General features: G+C 63.5%; 15 protein-coding genes and 1 tRNA gene. 8 read left to right on the top strand and 8 right to left on the bottom strand.

From position 1 onward, the window contains the following. Positions 1-1,224, bottom strand: coding sequence for an NADP-dependent isocitrate dehydrogenase (locus WG900_RS07220; protein WP_339965916.1), 1,224 nt, complete (start codon positions 1,222-1,224; stop codon positions 1-3). A gap of 158 nt (positions 1,225-1,382) precedes the next feature. On the opposite strand from WG900_RS07220, the gene WG900_RS07215 reads away from it, so the two are divergent. Continuing rightward, positions 1,383-2,144, top strand: coding sequence for a crotonase/enoyl-CoA hydratase family protein (locus WG900_RS07215; protein WP_339965914.1), 762 nt, complete (start codon positions 1,383-1,385; stop codon positions 2,142-2,144). A gap of 50 nt (positions 2,145-2,194) precedes the next feature. Here WG900_RS07215 and WG900_RS07210 read toward each other — a convergent pair. After that, a tRNA-Val gene (locus tag WG900_RS07210) sits at positions 2,195-2,269 on the bottom strand. A 78-nt stretch (positions 2,270-2,347) separates the two neighbouring features. Continuing rightward, a complete protein-coding gene (cpdR, locus tag WG900_RS07205) occupies positions 2,348-2,722 on the bottom strand; it encodes a cell cycle two-component system response regulator CpdR (RefSeq protein ID WP_310531066.1) in 375 nt (124 codons plus the stop codon). A 135-nt stretch (positions 2,723-2,857) separates the two neighbouring features. Between cpdR and WG900_RS07200 the strand changes: the two genes are divergently transcribed. Beyond that, the gene (locus tag WG900_RS07200) at positions 2,858-3,820 is read left to right on the top strand and encodes an N-formylglutamate amidohydrolase (protein ID WP_339965912.1); all 963 of its coding nucleotides are present in this window, start codon (positions 2,858-2,860) and stop codon (positions 3,818-3,820) included. 217 nt (positions 3,821-4,037) lie between these two features. Here WG900_RS07200 and WG900_RS07195 read toward each other — a convergent pair whose 3' ends face one another. Both WG900_RS07195 and WG900_RS07190 read right to left on the bottom strand, forming a co-directional pair. Next, entirely contained in the window at positions 4,038-4,868 is an 831-nt protein-coding gene (locus WG900_RS07195; protein WP_339965910.1) for a SapC family protein, read from the bottom strand. A 66-nt stretch (positions 4,869-4,934) separates the two neighbouring features. Next, entirely contained in the window at positions 4,935-6,383 is a 1,449-nt protein-coding gene (locus WG900_RS07190) for an FAD-binding oxidoreductase (protein ID WP_339965908.1), read from the bottom strand. 196 nt (positions 6,384-6,579) lie between these two features. Here WG900_RS07190 and WG900_RS07185 point away from each other — a divergent pair, with 196 nt between their 5' ends. The 4 genes from WG900_RS07185 to WG900_RS07170 all read left to right on the top strand — a co-directional run bounded on the left by WG900_RS07185 (position 6,580) and on the right by WG900_RS07170 (position 9,679). Beyond that, positions 6,580-7,140, top strand: a complete 561-nt coding sequence (locus WG900_RS07185) for a hypothetical protein (RefSeq protein WP_339965907.1) — start codon at positions 6,580-6,582, stop codon at positions 7,138-7,140. Between the two features lie 152 nt (positions 7,141-7,292). Further along, entirely contained in the window at positions 7,293-8,816 is a 1,524-nt protein-coding gene (locus WG900_RS07180) for a DEAD/DEAH box helicase (protein WP_339965905.1), read from the top strand. Between the two features lie 158 nt (positions 8,817-8,974). Then, entirely contained in the window at positions 8,975-9,250 is a 276-nt protein-coding gene (locus WG900_RS07175; RefSeq protein WP_339965903.1) for a hypothetical protein, read from the top strand. Beyond that, positions 9,251-9,679: an acyltransferase family protein gene (locus WG900_RS07170; protein WP_339965901.1), complete on the top strand. Its 429-nt coding sequence runs from the start codon at positions 9,251-9,253 to the stop codon at positions 9,677-9,679. On the opposite strand, the gene WG900_RS07165 is transcribed toward WG900_RS07170, so the two are convergent. Beyond that, positions 9,676-11,955 carry an ATP-dependent helicase gene (locus tag WG900_RS07165; protein WP_339965899.1) on the bottom strand — a complete coding sequence of 760 codons (2,280 nt, stop codon included), beginning with the start codon at positions 11,953-11,955 and terminating at the stop codon, positions 9,676-9,678. The genes WG900_RS07170 and WG900_RS07165 overlap by 4 nt on opposite strands. Before the next feature lie 120 nt (positions 11,956-12,075). Between WG900_RS07165 and WG900_RS07160 the strand changes: the two genes are divergently transcribed. Further along, positions 12,076-12,756, top strand: a complete 681-nt coding sequence (locus WG900_RS07160; RefSeq protein WP_339965897.1) for a hypothetical protein — start codon at positions 12,076-12,078, stop codon at positions 12,754-12,756. A 246-nt stretch (positions 12,757-13,002) separates the two neighbouring features. Then, a complete protein-coding gene (locus tag WG900_RS07155; RefSeq protein WP_339965895.1) occupies positions 13,003-14,274 on the top strand; it encodes an MFS transporter in 1,272 nt (423 codons plus the stop codon). Here the strand turns inward: WG900_RS07155 and rsmD are convergent. Beyond that, complete coding sequence (rsmD, locus tag WG900_RS07150) at positions 14,258-14,803, bottom strand: 16S rRNA (guanine(966)-N(2))-methyltransferase RsmD (protein WP_339965993.1); 546 nt, start codon at positions 14,801-14,803, stop codon at positions 14,258-14,260. The genes WG900_RS07155 and rsmD overlap by 17 nt on opposite strands. Before the next feature lie 2 nt (positions 14,804-14,805). After that, positions 14,806-15,981: a pseudouridine synthase gene (locus WG900_RS07145; protein WP_339965893.1), complete on the bottom strand. Its 1,176-nt coding sequence runs from the start codon at positions 15,979-15,981 to the stop codon at positions 14,806-14,808. Positions 15,982-16,055 lie beyond the last annotated feature (74 nt).

Genomic DNA, 16,055 nt, shown 5'->3' with positions numbered 1-16,055 from the left:
TTAGCCGCCGTTGGCCATTGCTGCTTCGAGGTTCTCGACGATCGCCTCGAAGAAGCCTTCCGTGGTCAGCCAGGGCTGCTCAGGGCCGATCAGGATCGCGAGGTCCTTGGTCATCTTGCCGCTTTCGACGGTTTCGATGCAGACGCGTTCCAGCGTCTCGGCAAACTTCACCACGTCGGGCGTGTTGTCGAACTTGCCGCGATACATCAGGCCGCGGGTCCAGGCGAAGATCGAGGCGATCGGGTTGGTCGAGGTCGCCTTGCCCTGCTGGTGCTGGCGGTAATGGCGGGTAACCGTGCCGTGCGCGGCTTCGGCTTCCACGGTCTTGCCGTCCGGGGTCAGCAGCACCGAGGTCATCAGACCCAGCGAGCCGAAGCCCTGCGCAACCTGATCCGACTGCACGTCGCCGTCGTAGTTCTTGCAGGCCCAGACGAACTTGCCCGACCACTTGAGCGCCGAGGCGACCATGTCGTCGATCAGGCGGTGTTCGTAAGTGATTCCCGCTTCGGCGAACTTTTCCTTGAAGCCTTCGCCGTCGAACACTTCCTGGAACAGGTCCTTGAAGCGGCCGTCGTACTTCTTGAGGATGGTGTTCTTGGTCGAAAGGTACACCGGCCACTTCAGGCCAAGGCCATAGTGGAACGAGGCGCGCGCGAAATCGCGGATCGATTCGTCGAGGTTGTACATCGCCATGGCCACGCCAGCGGCGGGGAACTTGAACACTTCGAGGTCAAGCGATTCGCCGTTGTCGCCATCGAATACCAAGCGCAGCGTGCCGGGGCCGGGGATCAGCGTATCGGTGGCGCGGTACTGGTCGCCATAGGCGTGACGGCCGACGACGATCGGATCGGTCCAGCCCGGGATCAAGCGGGGCACGTTCTGGATGACGATTGGTTCGCGGAAGATGGTGCCGCCCAGGATGTTGCGGATGGTGCCGTTCGGGCTCTTCCACATGGCCTTGAGGTTGAACTCCTCAACGCGGGCTTCGTCCGGCGTAATGGTCGCGCACTTTACGGCAACGCCGTACTTCTTGGTGGCTTCGGCCGAATCGATGGTGATCTGGTCACCCGTTTCATCGCGCTTTTCAACCGAGAGGTCATAATACTTCAGGTCGATGTCGAGATAAGGCAGGATCAGCCGCTCGCGGATCCACTGCCAGATGATGCGGGTCATTTCATCGCCGTCCATTTCGACGACGGGGTTGGCTACCTTGATCTTGGCCATGTCTGTCCTTCCCGGGGAGAAAACTTTCGCCGGTCCCTTAGCAGGGAAAAGCCGCATCGCAAGCGCGGTTAAGCGCGGCTGCGCTCGACTTCGCATCGGCGGCACGGCAGGAACGGAACCATAACCGGATTCAGTGAAATCAAGGCAGGAGCAAGACAGTGAGCGAACAGGTGTTGGTCGAGGCGCGTGACGGCGTTCTTGAGGTGACGATCAACCGTCCCGAAGCGAAGAACGCGATGACCAAGGAGGCGGCAGAGGCCATTGCCGCGGCCATGGACCGGCTTGATGCCGATGGCGATCTGCGCTGTGCGATTCTGACCGGGGCAGGCGGGACATTCTGTTCGGGCATGGACCTCAAGGGCTTCCTCAAGGGTGAATACCCGGTTGCCGGAAATCGCGGATTCGGCGGACTGACGACGTGGACGCCGAAGAAGCCGGTGATCGCGGCGGTCGATGGCTTTGCGCTCGCCGGCGGCATGGAACTCGCCATGGCCTGCGACATGATCGTCGCCAGCAAGGGCACGAAATTCGGCATTCCCGAAGTGAAGCGCGGACTTGCGGCTGGCGGCGGGGGCATGGTCATCCTACCGCGCCTGCTGCCGCGTACCTTGGCGATGGAAATGGCGATCACCGGCGATCCCATCAGTGCAGAGCGAGCGCATGAATTGGGGCTGGTCAATGTTCTGACCGATGGGCCAGCGATCGAAGGCGCGCGCGAACTTGCCGCTCGGGTTGCCGGCAATGGCCCGCTGGCAGTGATCGCATCGAAGGGCGTGGTGCGCGATTCGTGGCTTTGGGCCGATGAGGACGTGAACGCGAAGCAGAGCCCATACATCGCCGGCGTCTTCACGTCCGAGGATGCGCGCGAAGGCGCGATGGCCTTTGCCGAGAAGCGTAAACCCCAGTGGAAGGGGCGTTGAGAGCCTGAAAACGACGAAGCCCGCCGGTTTCCCGGCGGGCTGTCATGGAATGGTGGGCGTAGCAAGGATTGAACTTGCGACCCCTACGATGTCAACATAGTGCTCTACCACTGAGCTATACGCCCGCACCATTCAGGTTCTGCCCGAAGCCGTCGCCCCGGGCAGGGGGGCGCCAATAAGGTAGGCACCCCGGCAAATCAAGATCAAATGCGCGCGCTGTTTTGCAGGCCGAAAACGCGCTCGACTTCCATGACCAGATCCTTGAGGTGGAACGGCTTCGAAAGCACGCGCGCCTGCGGGGCTTCGCGGTTGGCTTTCAGTGTCACGGCGGCGAATCCGGTAATGAACATGACCTTGGTCTCGGGGCTGACTTCGGCGCAGCGCTGGGCCAGTTCGATTCCGTCCATTTCAGGCATGACGATGTCGGACAGCAGCAGATCAAAGTGCTGCTCTTCAAGCAGCGGCAGCGCCGCCGTGCCGCGATCGACAGACACGACCTCGTAGCCGGCATTTTCCAGCGCCCGCGCAAGGTACGTGCGCATTGCGTCTTCGTCTTCGGCCAGAAGGATGCGGATCATGTGCCCTGTCTATTCCCGTGTTTGTCGTGCAGCGGCGTTCTTATAGACCGCGACAGTTTAACAAACCTTGCCCGCGGCCCACGGGTGAAGGGCAATTTTTTGACATGGCCGGCAATCCGGGCCAGCTTTCCGGCCATGTCATCGCCGGAAAAGTCGCGATCCGATTCGCCAATCATCGAAGGCGGGATAATCCCCGGTTCCGCTGGTGAAGCCGCCTATTTCCTCGATGCGCCGCAGCCGTCCACGATCCCTGTCTTGATCGCCGTCCCGCACGCCGGGCGGACCTATCCGGCGGCTGTGTTCGAGCGGATGCGCAATCCCGGCACCGCTGCCGTGCGGCTGGAAGACCGCTATGCCGACCAACTCGCCCGCCGCGTCGCCGATGCCACCGGGGCGGCGCTTCTCGTGGCCCAGGCGCCGCGCGCGATGATCGATCTGAACCGCGATCCCGGCGATGTCGATTGGGAGATGTTTTCCCGGGGCCGGCCTGACCCGCTCGGCTCGTTCGAGCCCGGACGCCGTTCGCGCAGCGGGCTTGGCCTCATCCCGCGCCGTTTGCCCGGGCTTGGCGAACTGTGGAAGCGGCGGCTTGAACAGTCGGACCTGGATGACCGCATTGCGTTGATCCACGAACCCTATCACACCTGCCTTGCAAACCAGTTGCAATGCTTGCGCGAACGATGGGGGGCGGCGCTGCTGCTGGATCTTCATTCGATGCCGCCGCTACCCAAGCAGGGTGGCAACTGGCCGGCCGAATTCGTTCTGGGCGACCGATTTGGCGCGACCTGTTCGGGCGCGCTGGTGGCCTCAAGCTTTTCCTATTTTTCCGAAATGCGCCGGGCGATCGCGCACAATCGGCCTTATGCCGGCGGTTATGTGCTGGAGCGTCACGCCCGGCCCGATTCGCACATCCACGCCTTCCAACTGGAAATTGACCGCACCAGTTATCTCGATCCGGCGCAGTCCGAACCGGGCGCCGGCTTTGCCGCGATCGTCCACCTGTTGACCGGACTCGTGCGGCGGCTGGCGGGCGAAGTGGCGGAATTGGGCCGTTCTGCACGTCCGGAAGACGGCGGCTGGGCCATCGCTGCGGAGTGATCCAGCTTTCTTGAAGTCCATAAAAAAACCACCCCGTGCAATCGCACGAGGTGGCCAAGGTTCAGGGAGGAGGTGCACTCGCGTGCACCAACCCGACCGGCACCATGAGGGAAGCACCAGTCAGGCAGATTCGAAACTATCCCTTGAAATTTCAAAATTCAAGCCCGCAATTGCACACCGTGATATTGTGGCGGCATTGCGGGCTTGAACTGAAAAATCAGGACTTCTTCTTGGGAGCCTTGGCAGCCGGCTTTTCGTCAGCAGCGGGGGCAGCAGCAGCGGGGGCCGCAGCGCCGACCGGGCCCTTGCCCTGCATGACCTGACGGCCGAAGATCTCGCGGATCAGCTGCAGCGAGAAAAGGTGGGCATAAATCAGCGCGAGCACGCCGTTCTGGTTGAGCGTACGCAGCACGTCACCGCGCAGTTCGCGCAGCTTGGCTTCGTCAACCATGCGAAAGCCGCGATAGATGAACGGCTGATCGGTGCCGTCCTGCTGGATGGCGACTTCGCCGTCCATCAGCAGCTGGTGCTTTTCAAGTTCGGCGACAAAGTTCTGCGTGCGCTGGCCGGCTTCTTCGAACTGCTTGCAGAATTCGAGCAGGCCCTTGGTCGAATCGGTGGGCTGGTCGCCGTCGAACAGGGCGTGGCCCTCTTCGCCTTCACCCACCAAGTCGCTGGTCGGATCGAAGCAGAGCGACAGCTCTTCGCTCGAATCGCTCAGCTTGGCGAGGAGGAACGGATAGCGGCGGACATAGGCCGGCACGTAGACGTTATCGAGCAGCTTGGCATCGGCATCGAGGAAGGTGTTGATGCCTTCGTTCAGGCCCATCAGCGCCAGCGGAACCGAGTTGGCGCCCGACGAAAAGATGATCGGATAGTGGCGCGACGCATCGGGGAATTCCTCGGCGGTCAGCGGCACGGCGTGCTGGTTGGAGAGCCAGGTTGCCTTGTCGGTCTGGCGGCTCTTGTAAGACGCGTGGTCGCGGCTGTTGAGCGGCATCAGGTCCTGGTAGAAAAGCGGAAGCTGGGCTTGCGGCGCGCTGGCCATGATAGGTTCTCTCCGAAGTGATTGTGGTAGTATAGAATCTGTGAAATGGACCCGAAAGGCGCGGCTTTAAGCGTTGGCCGGGTCTGGCGCAAGTGTCACAAGCTTGCCCGGATTCAGGATTCCGGCGGGATCAAGCGCCCGTTTGACCTGCCGCATCATCGCAAGCGATACCGGATCGCCCAACCGCTCCAGTTCGGCACGCTTTGAACGCCCAATCCCGTGTTCGGCCGAGATCGATCCGCCCCATTCGGTGACCAGATCATGCACCCGCGCGCTGACCCGCGCGCCAAGGTCCAAATCATAGTCGCGCTGACTGGTTCCGGCCGGCGCAAGGACGTGAAAATGGACGTTGCCATCGCCGAGATGGCCAAAGGCCAGCGCATGAACGCCGGGAAACTCGGCTTCGACCAGCGGCACGGCGTGATGGACGAAAGCGGGCATCTTCTCGACCGGCACCGAAACATCGTGCTGTACGGCGGCACCTTTGGCCCGTTCGGCGGGCGCGATCGAATCGCGCAGTAGCCAGAATGCGCGGGCCTGCGATTCGTTGGCGGAAAGCACCGCATCCTCAATCAGCCCGGCGTCGAAGGCCGATGCGATCATCGCCTCGACCCGGTCCTGCAGGCAGTCGGCCTCGCCGCGTTCGGCCACGACCTCGACCAGCACGTGCCATGCGTGTTCGCCCTGCAAGGGTGCACGGACATCGGGCAAGTGATCAAGCACGGCGCGCAGGCTGGTGGCCTGCAGCACTTCGAAACCTTCAAGCGAATCGCCCACCGCGTCCTGGCAGTGGAGCAGCAATGTGCGGGCAACGTGGAGGTCAGGCACGCCGGCCCAGACGACGATGCGATCTGCCACGGCGGGCACCAGCCGCAAGGTTGCGGCGGTAACGATGCCCAAGGTGCCTTCCGAGCCGATCAGCAACTGCTTGAGATCGAAACCGCGGTTGTCCTTCTTGAGCGGAGTCAAGGCGTCGAACACCGTGCCGTCGGCCAGCACTGCCTCGATCCCCAGCACAAGCGCGCGCATGGAACCGTGGCGGATAACTTGCGTGCCGCCGGCATTGGTCGAGATCAAGCCGCCGATCGTCGCTGATCCCTTGCCGCCCAGTGTCAGCGGAAAGCGCAGGCCCTGGTCTTGGGCGGCGTTGTGGAGATTTTCGAGGATGAACCCGGCGTCGCAGACCGCATGCCGGCCTGCGACATCGAGCCGGCGCAAGGTGTTCATGCGCCGCAACGACAAGAGCAACTGGCTTCCGCTCTCGTCCGGCGTGGCCCCGCCCGACATGCCTGAATTGCCACCCTGAGGCACGATGGCGACCCCGTGCCGGGCGCAGAGCTTCACCAGCGCAGCAACTTCGTCAGTGCTGGCGGGGGATGCAAGGGCCAGAGCCGCACCATGGTATCGCCCGCGCCAGTCAGTCAGCCAGGGCTCGACCAGATCGGGGTCTTGCGTCAGGCCGCGTGGGCCGAGCAGGGCGGCGGCTTCATCCAGAAAGGCAGCATGGGTATCCATGGTCCGGCGATATGGCACAGGCAGCGCGCCCGCGAAACATTGCAATCCCTGACAATGGGGTTAAGCGGCGGTTCAAGGATTGGGGCTAAACCAAGGCAAAGGCGGTCGTGACGTATTCCTGTCGTGTCATCGTCCCGGAAAGGTCGAACCGAACAAACCCGCGATGAATCCGTTTGCCGCCATCCTTGCCCCCTTGATGCTCGTGCCGGTCGCTGTGCTGCCCGGAATGACGCCGCAATCGGTTACGACACCGGCTTCGGTGGCCGCCCCGGAAAGCGCGGCGCTGGCAGCAGACGGCGTGTTTGATGAAGAGGAGCGCGATGAATCGGGCTCCCTGCTCTCGGTCATCAGCACCATGACCCGGGACGTCGCCAATCAGGTGTCGATCGAACAGCGCCTGATCATCCGGATCGCCCCGCAGGCCCCCGCGCCGCAGCGTTCAGGCATTGTTGCCGACCTGCCGCGCCGGGCAATGAGTTCCAAGCTCGAAGAAAAGTCGATGGGCAAATGCGTGCCGGTGGCGGGCATTGCCGGAGTGCAGATCGCGCAGGACAACAAGCTGGTTCTGTTCATGCGTGACACCCGCATCGTCAGCGCCGGGCTCGACAAGGGCTGCACCGCGCGGGACTTCTATTCAGGCTTCTACGTTGCCCGCACCGGCGACGGGATGATGTGTTCCGGGCGTGACAAGTTGCAGTCGCGCAATGGTGCCAATTGCAAGCTGGGCAAGCTGAAGCAGCTCGTGCCATCGGACTGACCGCGATCGTTCGCACCATCGTTAATACCGCACCCGGCTTTTCTTGACTTTTCCCTATGTTTGCGCCTAGGGCGCGGGCGGCTTTGCTGTGGCAAGTCAATCGGGACAGGCCAGTTCCTTTACCCCGATACCCTCTGATCCAGAAAGTACACATGAGCTTCGCCGATCTCGGCCTGTCCGACGAATTGCTGAAGGCGATCATCGCCAAGGGATATGACACGCCCACGCCGATCCAGGCGCAGGCCATTCCCTCCGTGCTCATGATGCGTGATCTGATCGCCATCGCCCAGACGGGAACCGGCAAGACTGCCAGTTTCGTGCTGCCGATGATCGACATCCTGGCCCACGGCCGCCGCCGCGCGATGATGCCGCGCAGTCTGATTCTGGAACCCACGCGCGAACTCGCCGCCCAGGTTGCCGAGAATTTTGAGGCTTATGGCAAGAACCACGACCTCAAGATGGCGCTGCTTATCGGCGGCGTGCAGATGGGCGATCAGGTCAAGGCGCTGAACGAAGGCGTCGACGTGCTGATCGCCACGCCGGGCCGCCTGATGGACCTGTTCGAACGCGGCAAAATCCTGCTCACCGGCTGCGACCTTCTCGTCATCGACGAAGCCGACCGCATGCTCGACATGGGCTTTATCCCTGACATCGAGACGATCTGTTCAAAACTGCCCGCCCAGCGCCAGACCCTGCTGTTCAGCGCGACCATGCCGCCGCCGATCAAGAAGCTGGCCGACAAGTTCCTGTCGAACCCCAAGCTGATTGAAGTTGCCCGTCCCGCCACGGCGAACATCAACATCGCCCAGCACAAGGTGCTCGTCGATGTCCGCAAGAAGCGCGAAGTGCTGCGCACCTTGCTCAAGACCGACAATGTTTCGACCGCGATGATCTTTGCCAATCGCAAGACCACCGTGCGCGAGCTCAACAAGAGCCTGCTGGATCACGGGTTCAAGAGCGGCGAAATCCATGGCGACATGGACCAGTCCTCGCGCATTGCCGAACTCGACAAGTTCAAGGATGGCCGGATCAACATCCTTTGCTGCTCGGACGTCGCGGCGCGCGGGCTTGACGTTAAGGGCGTCAGCCACGTGTTCAACTTCGACACGCCGTGGCACCCGGACGATTACGTCCACCGCATCGGCCGCACCGGCCGCGCAGGTGCGACAGGCCGCGCATTCACCTTCGTTGCGCCTGCTGATCTCGAAGCGATCGAGAACGTCGAAAAGCTGACCGGCATGAAGATCCCGGTCTATGACATGAAGGCCGCTGGAGTCGGAGCCGAACCTGATACCCAGGTTGAAGCAGAAGCCCCGCCCGCCCGCGAACGCCGCCCCCGCCGCGAAGAGCGTGCTCCGCGTGAAGCGCGCGCACCCCGTGAAGCGCGCGCACCCCGTGAGGAGCGTGCCCCGCGTGAGGAGCGTGCCCCGCGTGAGGAGCGTGCCCCGCGTGAGGAACGTGCCCCGCGTGAGGAACGTGCACCTCGCGAAGAACGTGCACCTCGCGAAGAACGTGCACCTCGCGAAGAACGTGCCCCGCGTGAGGAACGCGAGCCGCGAACGCCGCGCAACGAAGAGCCGCGCCGTCCGCGGCGGGGTGAGCAGGCCGAAGCGCCAAGCGCACCGGGCGAATGGAATGGCCCGGTCCCTGGTTTTCTTGGCATTTCGGCGCTCTGACACTTCAACACGTTAACTATATCTAGGTAGATTCCCGGTGTAGACAGGCCGGGGGACAAATTGCGCAATGCCGAAGGGCAGGCACTGCTTGATGCGCTGCGAACGATCGCTGCGCTTCCTGTCATGTATTACCACTTGGGATTGCAATTCGGGATTCCGTGGCTCTGCGCGCGAGGTTCCTGCTGGTCGACCTGTTCTTCTGCCTAAGCCGCTTCGTCCATGCGCGCGCCTATGTGGGCAAGTTTGCCGGAGGGCTCAGGCCCAGTGCCTTACTCAGGATCCGGCTGCGTCGACTCTGGCCGCTCATTGACCTGGGCACATTTGCGGGAGCATTGGCGCTGCTGGCGCTTGCTGCCTCATGTGCTGTCGAATTGTGGATTACTGTACCGCTCAATGGCAGCGTCAACGCCGGAGCTGTTGACAACCTGTGGTGAATGGCAGGCGTGCTTCTGGCGCGTGTGATTCAACCGGGTTTGCATCGGGAATTTGACGGGCCAATCTGGATACTTGCTCTCGCCCTGCCAGTCCTGACATCCATCGGCTTGCAGTTCCTCCCAGGTAACGAGGTTGCGGTCGATATTGCGATGGTTCTCATCGCAATTTCCGCCATGCTGTGGTTCGCCATATGCTGCGGGGTACCGGGTCGCTATTCTCGACTCCTGCAAGCAGTCGGCGGTCTGTCCTTTCCCATCTACGCCCTGCACGTACCAATTATCACGCTTGTTTCCGACCGTTTCGGCGGCATTCAGGGCGGGATTGTCGCAGCTGGTGCGGTAGGTCTGGCTGCATGTTGCGTCACGCAATACGCCGTGCTCCTGGGACCGATCCCATCCCGTCGTGCAGCCAAGCCTGCGCTGCTCTAGTCCGCCAGCTTCACGAAGCTGTCGATCACCCGCTTCGGCCCGGCAGTCTCGAAATCGATCTCGAGCTTGTTACCTTCCTGCGCAGTGATGCAGCCGTAGCCGAACTTCTCATGGAACACGCGCGCACCCACGCTAACGTCGCTGCGTGGCTTGGCGGCGAAGCTTGCGGCAGAGCGCGTTGCCTCGGTCAGGCGCTTGGGCACCGGATCGAAATCGCGCGCGGCGGCGCGCTGCCAGCCGGGGCCACGCGTCATCGTGCGCGCCGGTTCAGACCGGGCGAGGTGGGCGAAGGGATCCTCGCGCTCTGACCACTGCGCCTTCCACAGGCTTGCGCCGCCGGTCAGTGTGGTTTCCGCATCCACGTGTGCGGGCGGGATATCGCCGATGAAGCGGCTGGGGATGGAGCTGGTCCACTGGCCATAGATGCGGCGGTTGGCGGCATGGAGGATCGTGCAGCGCCGCCGCGCGCGGGTGATCGCGACATAGGCGAGGCGGCGTTCTTCCTCGAGGCTGGCGAGCCCGCCTTCGTCCATCGCGCGCTGGCTGGGGAACACGCCTTCTTCCCAGCCGACGAGGAACACCTGGTCGAATTCCAGCCCCTTGGCCGCATGGATGGTCATGATCGTGACCTTTTCGGCATCGTCAGCGGCGTCATTGTCCATGACGAGGCTCACATGTTCGAGGAAATCGCCGAGCGTGTCGTATTCCTCCATCGCACGGGCAAGTTCGGACAGGTTTTCTAGCCGCCCCGCCGCTTCGGCGCTGCGTTCGGCCTGGAGCATCGCGGTATAGCCGCTCTCCTCGAGGATCGTGCGGATAAGTTCCGCCGGGGTCGCCGTCTTTGCCAGATCACGCCAGCGGGCGAAATCGCGAACCAGCGCCAGCAGGGTGTTGCGTGCCCGCGCCGGCAACTCATCCGTATCGACGATCTCGATGGCGGCGAAGGACAAGGGGACGCCGCGGGCACGCGCGTGCCGATGCAGCTTTTCCAAGGCCTTGTCACCCAGGCCGCGCTTGGGCGTGTTGTAAATTCGTTCAAACGCGAGGTCGTCGGCCGGCTGCGTGATGATCCGCAGATAGGCCAGCGCATCGCGGACTTCGGCGCGTTCATAGAAGCGGAAGCCGCCGATGATCTTGTAATTCAGCCCGATAGCGATGAAGCGATCTTCGAACTCGCGCGTCTGGAACTGCGCGCGGACGAGGATGGCCATGGTGTTGAGGCTGGCACCTTCGCGCTCCAGCCGCTCGATCTCCTCGCCCACCCGGCGGGCTTCCTCGGGGCCGTCCCAGACTCCGATCACCTTGACCTTGTCGCCCGCGTGCCGCTCGGTCCACAGCGTCTTGCCCAGCCGCTGGCTGTTGGTGTCAATCAAGCCCGATGCGGCGGCGAGAATTTCCGGGGTGGAGCGATAGTTCTGCTCCAACTTGATCACCTTGGCACCAGGAAAGTCCTTTTCGAACTTCAAGATGTTCGCCACTTCGGCGCCGCGCCATGAATAGATCGATTGATCATCATCACCGACCACGCAGATGTTCTTGCGCTCCTGCGCGAGCAGGCGGAGCCACAGGTACTGGACCTGGTTGGTGTCCTGATATTCGTCGACCATGATGTATTTGAAGCGCTGGCGATAGATTTCGAGCACTTCGCGGTGTGTGCGCAAAATGTTGAGGATGTGCAGCAGCAGATCGCCGAAATCGCAGGCATTGAGCGCCTTCAGCCGGTCCTGATAGAGCCGGTAGAAATGCTGGCCCTTGCCATTTGCGTAGCTTTCGTTCTCCGCCGCATCGAGATCGCCGGGATTGAGCCCGCGGTTCTTCCAGCGATCGATGCAGGAGGCCAACTGGCGCGGCGGCCAGCGCTTGTCGTCCAAGCCCTCGGCCTGAATCAGCTGCTTGAGCAGGCGCAGCTGATCGTCAGTATCGATGATCGTGTAATTCTGCTGCAACCCGACCAGTTCGGCATGGCGGCGTAGCATCTTGGCCGCGATCGAGTGGAACGTGCCAAGCCACGGCATCCCCTCCACCGCAGGACCGATCAGATGGCCCACGCGCTCACGCATTTCGCGCGCTGCCTTGTTGGTGAAGGTGACGCAGAGGATCTCGCTCGGCCAGGCGAGGCGGCTGCGGACAAGATGAGCTAGCCGCGCGGTAAGCGCAGCGGTCTTGCCCGTGCCAGCGCCCGCCAGCATCAGCACCGGGCCTTCGGTGGTGAGCACGGCTTCGCGCTGGGGCGGGTTCAGGCCATCAAGCAGGGGATCGGGAGCAATATCGGACACGGTGCGAACAACTAGGGAACAAAGCGACGGGGCGCAAGCTGCGTGGGACAGGCGGAGGAACCTTTCGGGGGGCCGCTCGTATCCTTGGTCAGGTAACAGACAACGACGGAGTATTCAAAGATGCGCCCGATTTTTCTTGCGGGCTGCGCGGCTCTTGCCGTGCTTGCCGCCCCCATCTCGCTCAATGCCCAGACCGAATCCTCGACGGTGACTACTGCCGGGGGCCGCACTTATACGCTCACTCCCGAGCAGCAGACCCTGTTCAACGGCTGGACCGCCGACCAGCGCGCTTCCTATGAGGGATGGCCATATGAGGCGCGTGAATACTATTGGTCGCTGACCGGTGACCAGCCGATGGCCTGGTGGGCGCTGACAGATCCTCAGCGCCTGTCGTTCGTAAGCTGGCCGCTCGAATACCGGACCTATTACCTGTCACTCCCGGCTGAGCGGCAGAAGGGATACTGGGCGCTGAGCGATAGCCAGCGTGGCATGGTCTACAAGATGTCGCCCGAGCAGCAGGAAAAGGCTTGGGCGGCGGTGGCTGCGCAGATGGCCGGCCAGACCCCGGCGACTCCGGCAGACCAGGCCAACCCTCCGGGATTGGGGACGCCGACCACCGGCGTGCCCGATCCGCAGGCCGCAGCTCAGGCCGTGCCACCTGCCATGCCGGCTGATGCCAGCTATCAGGGCGGCCCCTACAAAGGCGCGCTGACGCCGCCGCCGGTAACCGCGATGAACAAGGACTATCCGGTCTGCACCAGCAAGCTGCAGGATAGCTGCCGCAATCGCGGCGGAAAGTGATTTGGAGGATTAGGGCTGCCTTGCCAGGATTTACAACTTGCAACAGGCTGTTCTCTTCCAATTCATCTTCGCCGATCTATTGAACCTCTCAAGCCATCGATGATGGCATTGAGTCCCAAAGGGTCGCACGAAAGGGCGGGGTTTAGGCCTCGCCCTTTCGCTTTGGGGAGGGCGCCGGGCTTTCGGGCTACGGCGCCCATTTCATTTTGTTGACAGGCGCGGGCCGAACGGCAACGCAGCCTAGCCATGCACCCTGTCCGCCAGCACGCCCGTGTCCTGTCCGCCGCCCTTGCCGGGACTGCGGTCGAATTCTACGATTTCTACATCTATGCGACGGCCGCCGCGCTGGTGTTTGGTCCGCTGTTCTTCCCGGCGCAGGATCCGGCGGCGCAGCTGGCGCTGTCATTCCTGACCTTCGGCATCGCCTTCGTCGCCCGCCCGGTCGGAGCCATCGCTTTTGGCCATTTCGGTGACCGCATTGGCCGCAAGTCCACGCTCGTCGCCTCGCTGATGCTGATGGGCGGATCGACGCTGCTGATCGCTTTCCTGCCGACCCATGCCATGGCCGAGGGCTGGGGCGCGGGCTGGCTCGCGCCGGCGCTGCTGTGCCTGTTGCGATTCGGGCAGGGATTCGGGCTGGGCGGTGAATGGGGCGGAGCGGCGCTGCTGGCAGTGGAGAACGCGCCCAAAGGCTGGGAGGCGCGCTTCGGTGCGGCCCCGCAATTTGGCGCGCCCGTCGGCTTTCTTGCGGCAAACGGCCTGTTTTTGTTGCTCGGGCTGTGGTTGCCCGAAGCGGAGTTCAAGGCCTGGGGTTGGCGCATCCCGTTCCTGCTGAGCGCTGTGCTGGTCGGCCTCGGCCTCTGGGTGCGGCTCAGGATCGGCGAGACGCCGCAGTTCCGTGCCGCGCTTGAGCAGGAAAAGCCGCCCGCCGTTCCGCTGGCACGCCTGTTCGCACAGCATGGCTGGGCAGTGCTGGCGGGGACGGCCGGGGCCATCGCCTGCTTCGCCATCTTCTACCTCGCGACAGCCTTTGCCCTTGGCGTCGGTACGACGACGCTGGGGTACAACCGCACTGAATTCCTAACAGCGCAGCTTGCCGCCAACTGTTTCCTTGCGCTGGGCATTGGCGTTGCCGCCCACCGTGCCGACAAGCAGGGCAGCCGTTCTACCCTCGCACTGGGCGCGGCGGCGACCGTGGTGCTGGGCTTCGTATTCGGACCCGGCCTGCAATCGGGATCGCTGTTCACAGTCTTCGCTACGCTCTCGGCGGCGCTGTTCGTCATGGGTTATGTCTATGGCCCGCTGGGCGCGTGGTTGCCCACTCTTTATCCGCCGCTGGTGCGTTACAGCGGGGTGTCGGTCGCGTTCAACGCCGGAGGCATCGTTGGCGGCGCGCTGACGCCGTTCGTCGCGCAAGGCATGGCGGCTTCGGGCAACCTCATATTCGTCGGACTGCTGATCAGCGTCGCCGGATTGATGACGCTGATCGGTGTGTTGAGCGCTAGGCCGACAGCTTAGCCAGCGTGATCCGCGCCTTGCCGACCTTGCGCTCGGCCTCGACGGTAAAGCCCTTCAGCGTCGGACTTTCATTCATCGCGGTTTCCAGGCTGATCCAGGTCTGCGGCCCGATCCAGCCGAGCCGCGCCAGCTTGTCGAGCGCCACGTCGCCCGCGCCGGTGGCATAGGGCGGATCAAGGAATACGAGGTCGAGCGCCGCAGTCGGTTTGCCAAGCGACAGGACCGAACAGGCGCGAACGTCGCATTGAGATTGGGCCTGCAGATTGGCGATGTTGCTGCGGATGGCCCGAATCGCGGCGGCATCCTGCTCGACGAACAGGCAGGTAGCCGCCCCGCGCGACAATGCCTCAAGACCGAGCGCGCCCGATCCTGCGAAGAGGTCGGCCACGGCCAACCCCTCGAAGTCACCCAGCCGGCTGACCAGCATGGAGAACAGCGTCTCGCGGGTGCGATCAGCCGTCGGACGGGTGGTATCGCCAGCGGGGACGATCAGCTTTCGTCCGCGCCATTGGCCGGCAACGATTCGCAGGCTCACTTGGTTGGTCTCCCCGGACCCCTGTTGCCGCGTCCGCTGCCGCCAGTTCCACCGCCGCGAGGGCCGGAATTGCCGCTACCGCGAGGGCCACCGCGCGTGTCGCCACCAGTGCCGCCGCGCGGATCTCCCCGAGGACTGCCGCCCGGACCTCCACGCGCTTCGCCGCGCGTGTCGCCATCAGGGCTGCCACCGCGCCGGCTGCCGATCCGTGCCGGCGGCTTGCCATCACGGCGCGGCGAGCGGGGGGCATCGCGGTCAACCGGGCGCGAAGGATCCGGCTTGCGCTTTGGCGGGCCGGAGCGAGCGGAGCCCACGCGGGCAGGTTCTGAGCGGAAGGGGCCAGCCTTGCGGGCAGGTGCTTCGGTCTTTGCAGCGGGTGCCTCGTCCTTCGCACCTTCGTCGCGCGGGGGCTTCTTGGGCAGCGTCATCAGCGTGCGGGCAAAGCGTTCGACATCGGCGGGGCGAACCTCGAAAGCCTGTCCACGCGGCAGGTCGTCCAGTTCAAATGGGCCATAGCGGATGCGCAGCAGGCGGCTGACTTCCAGTCCCAGCGCTTCGAGAACGCGGCGCACTTCGCGGTTCTTGCCTTCGGTCAGCGTCAGTTCGATCCACTGGTTGCGCCCTGTGCGCCGCTCCATGTTGGCGTCGATGCGGCCGTAGTGCACGCCCTCGATGGTGGTGCCTTCCATCAGGCTTTCAAGCTGTGTCTGGGTTACTTCGCCATAGGTGCGGGCGCGATAGGTGCGCGGCACACCGCTCGCCGGCAATTCCAGCGCGCGCTTCAATCCGCCGTCGTTGGTCAGCAGTAGCAGGCCTTCGGTGTTGAGATCGAGCCGACCCACCGGCATCAGCCGGGGCGTTCCGGCAGGCAGGGAGTTTCGTAGTGCCGAATAGATCGTCGGCCGCCCTTGCGGATCGCGCTCGGCGGTGAGCAGCCCGGCGGGCTTGTGGAACACGAACAGCCGCGCCGCCTCGGGCGCCTTGATCTGCTTGTCGTCCACCGTCAGCCCGTGCAGCGTGGTAAGCACCGTGGCGGGCGTGGACACGACCACGCCATCGATCTTCACACGGCCATCGGCAATCATTCGCTCGACCTCACGGCGAGAGGCCACCCCCGCGCGTGCGAGGAGCTTGGCGATGCGTTCGCCCTTTTCAGGTGGGGATTGGTCCATCAGTGCCGCTTAGACGCATAGGGCAAAACCGTCAAAGAGACCCTAGCCATGCCGGCAAATATGGCTAGCGTGCC

The organism is Novosphingobium aquae (genome assembly GCF_037572715.1).
Taxonomy (GTDB): Bacteria; Pseudomonadota; Alphaproteobacteria; order Sphingomonadales; family Sphingomonadaceae; genus Novosphingobium; species Novosphingobium aquae.
The sequence above is the reverse complement of the archived record's forward strand: the minus strand, read 5'-3'. Positions and strand labels throughout refer to the sequence as shown.

Bases quoted from the DNA above. Each gene is read 5' to 3' on its own strand.
- WG900_RS07220 (WP_339965916.1), bottom strand. From the start codon at position 1,224: ATGGCCAAGATCAAGGTAGCCAACCCCGTCGTCGAAATGGACGGCGAT.
- cpdR (WP_310531066.1), bottom strand. From the start codon at position 2,722: ATGATCCGCATCCTTCTGGCCGAAGACGAAGACGCAATGCGCACGTAC.
- WG900_RS07200 (WP_339965912.1), top strand. From the start codon at position 2,858: ATGTCATCGCCGGAAAAGTCGCGATCCGATTCGCCAATCATCGAAGGC.
- WG900_RS07195 (WP_339965910.1), bottom strand. From the start codon at position 4,868: ATGGCCAGCGCGCCGCAAGCCCAGCTTCCGCTTTTCTACCAGGACCTG.
- WG900_RS07190 (WP_339965908.1), bottom strand. From the start codon at position 6,383: ATGGATACCCATGCTGCCTTTCTGGATGAAGCCGCCGCCCTGCTCGGC.
- WG900_RS07185 (WP_339965907.1), top strand. From the start codon at position 6,580: ATGCTCGTGCCGGTCGCTGTGCTGCCCGGAATGACGCCGCAATCGGTT.
- WG900_RS07180 (WP_339965905.1), top strand. From the start codon at position 7,293: ATGAGCTTCGCCGATCTCGGCCTGTCCGACGAATTGCTGAAGGCGATC.
- WG900_RS07170 (WP_339965901.1), top strand. From the start codon at position 9,251: ATGGCAGGCGTGCTTCTGGCGCGTGTGATTCAACCGGGTTTGCATCGG.
- WG900_RS07160 (WP_339965897.1), top strand. From the start codon at position 12,076: ATGCGCCCGATTTTTCTTGCGGGCTGCGCGGCTCTTGCCGTGCTTGCC.
- WG900_RS07155 (WP_339965895.1), top strand. From the start codon at position 13,003: ATGCACCCTGTCCGCCAGCACGCCCGTGTCCTGTCCGCCGCCCTTGCC.
- WG900_RS07145 (WP_339965893.1), bottom strand. From the start codon at position 15,981: ATGGACCAATCCCCACCTGAAAAGGGCGAACGCATCGCCAAGCTCCTC.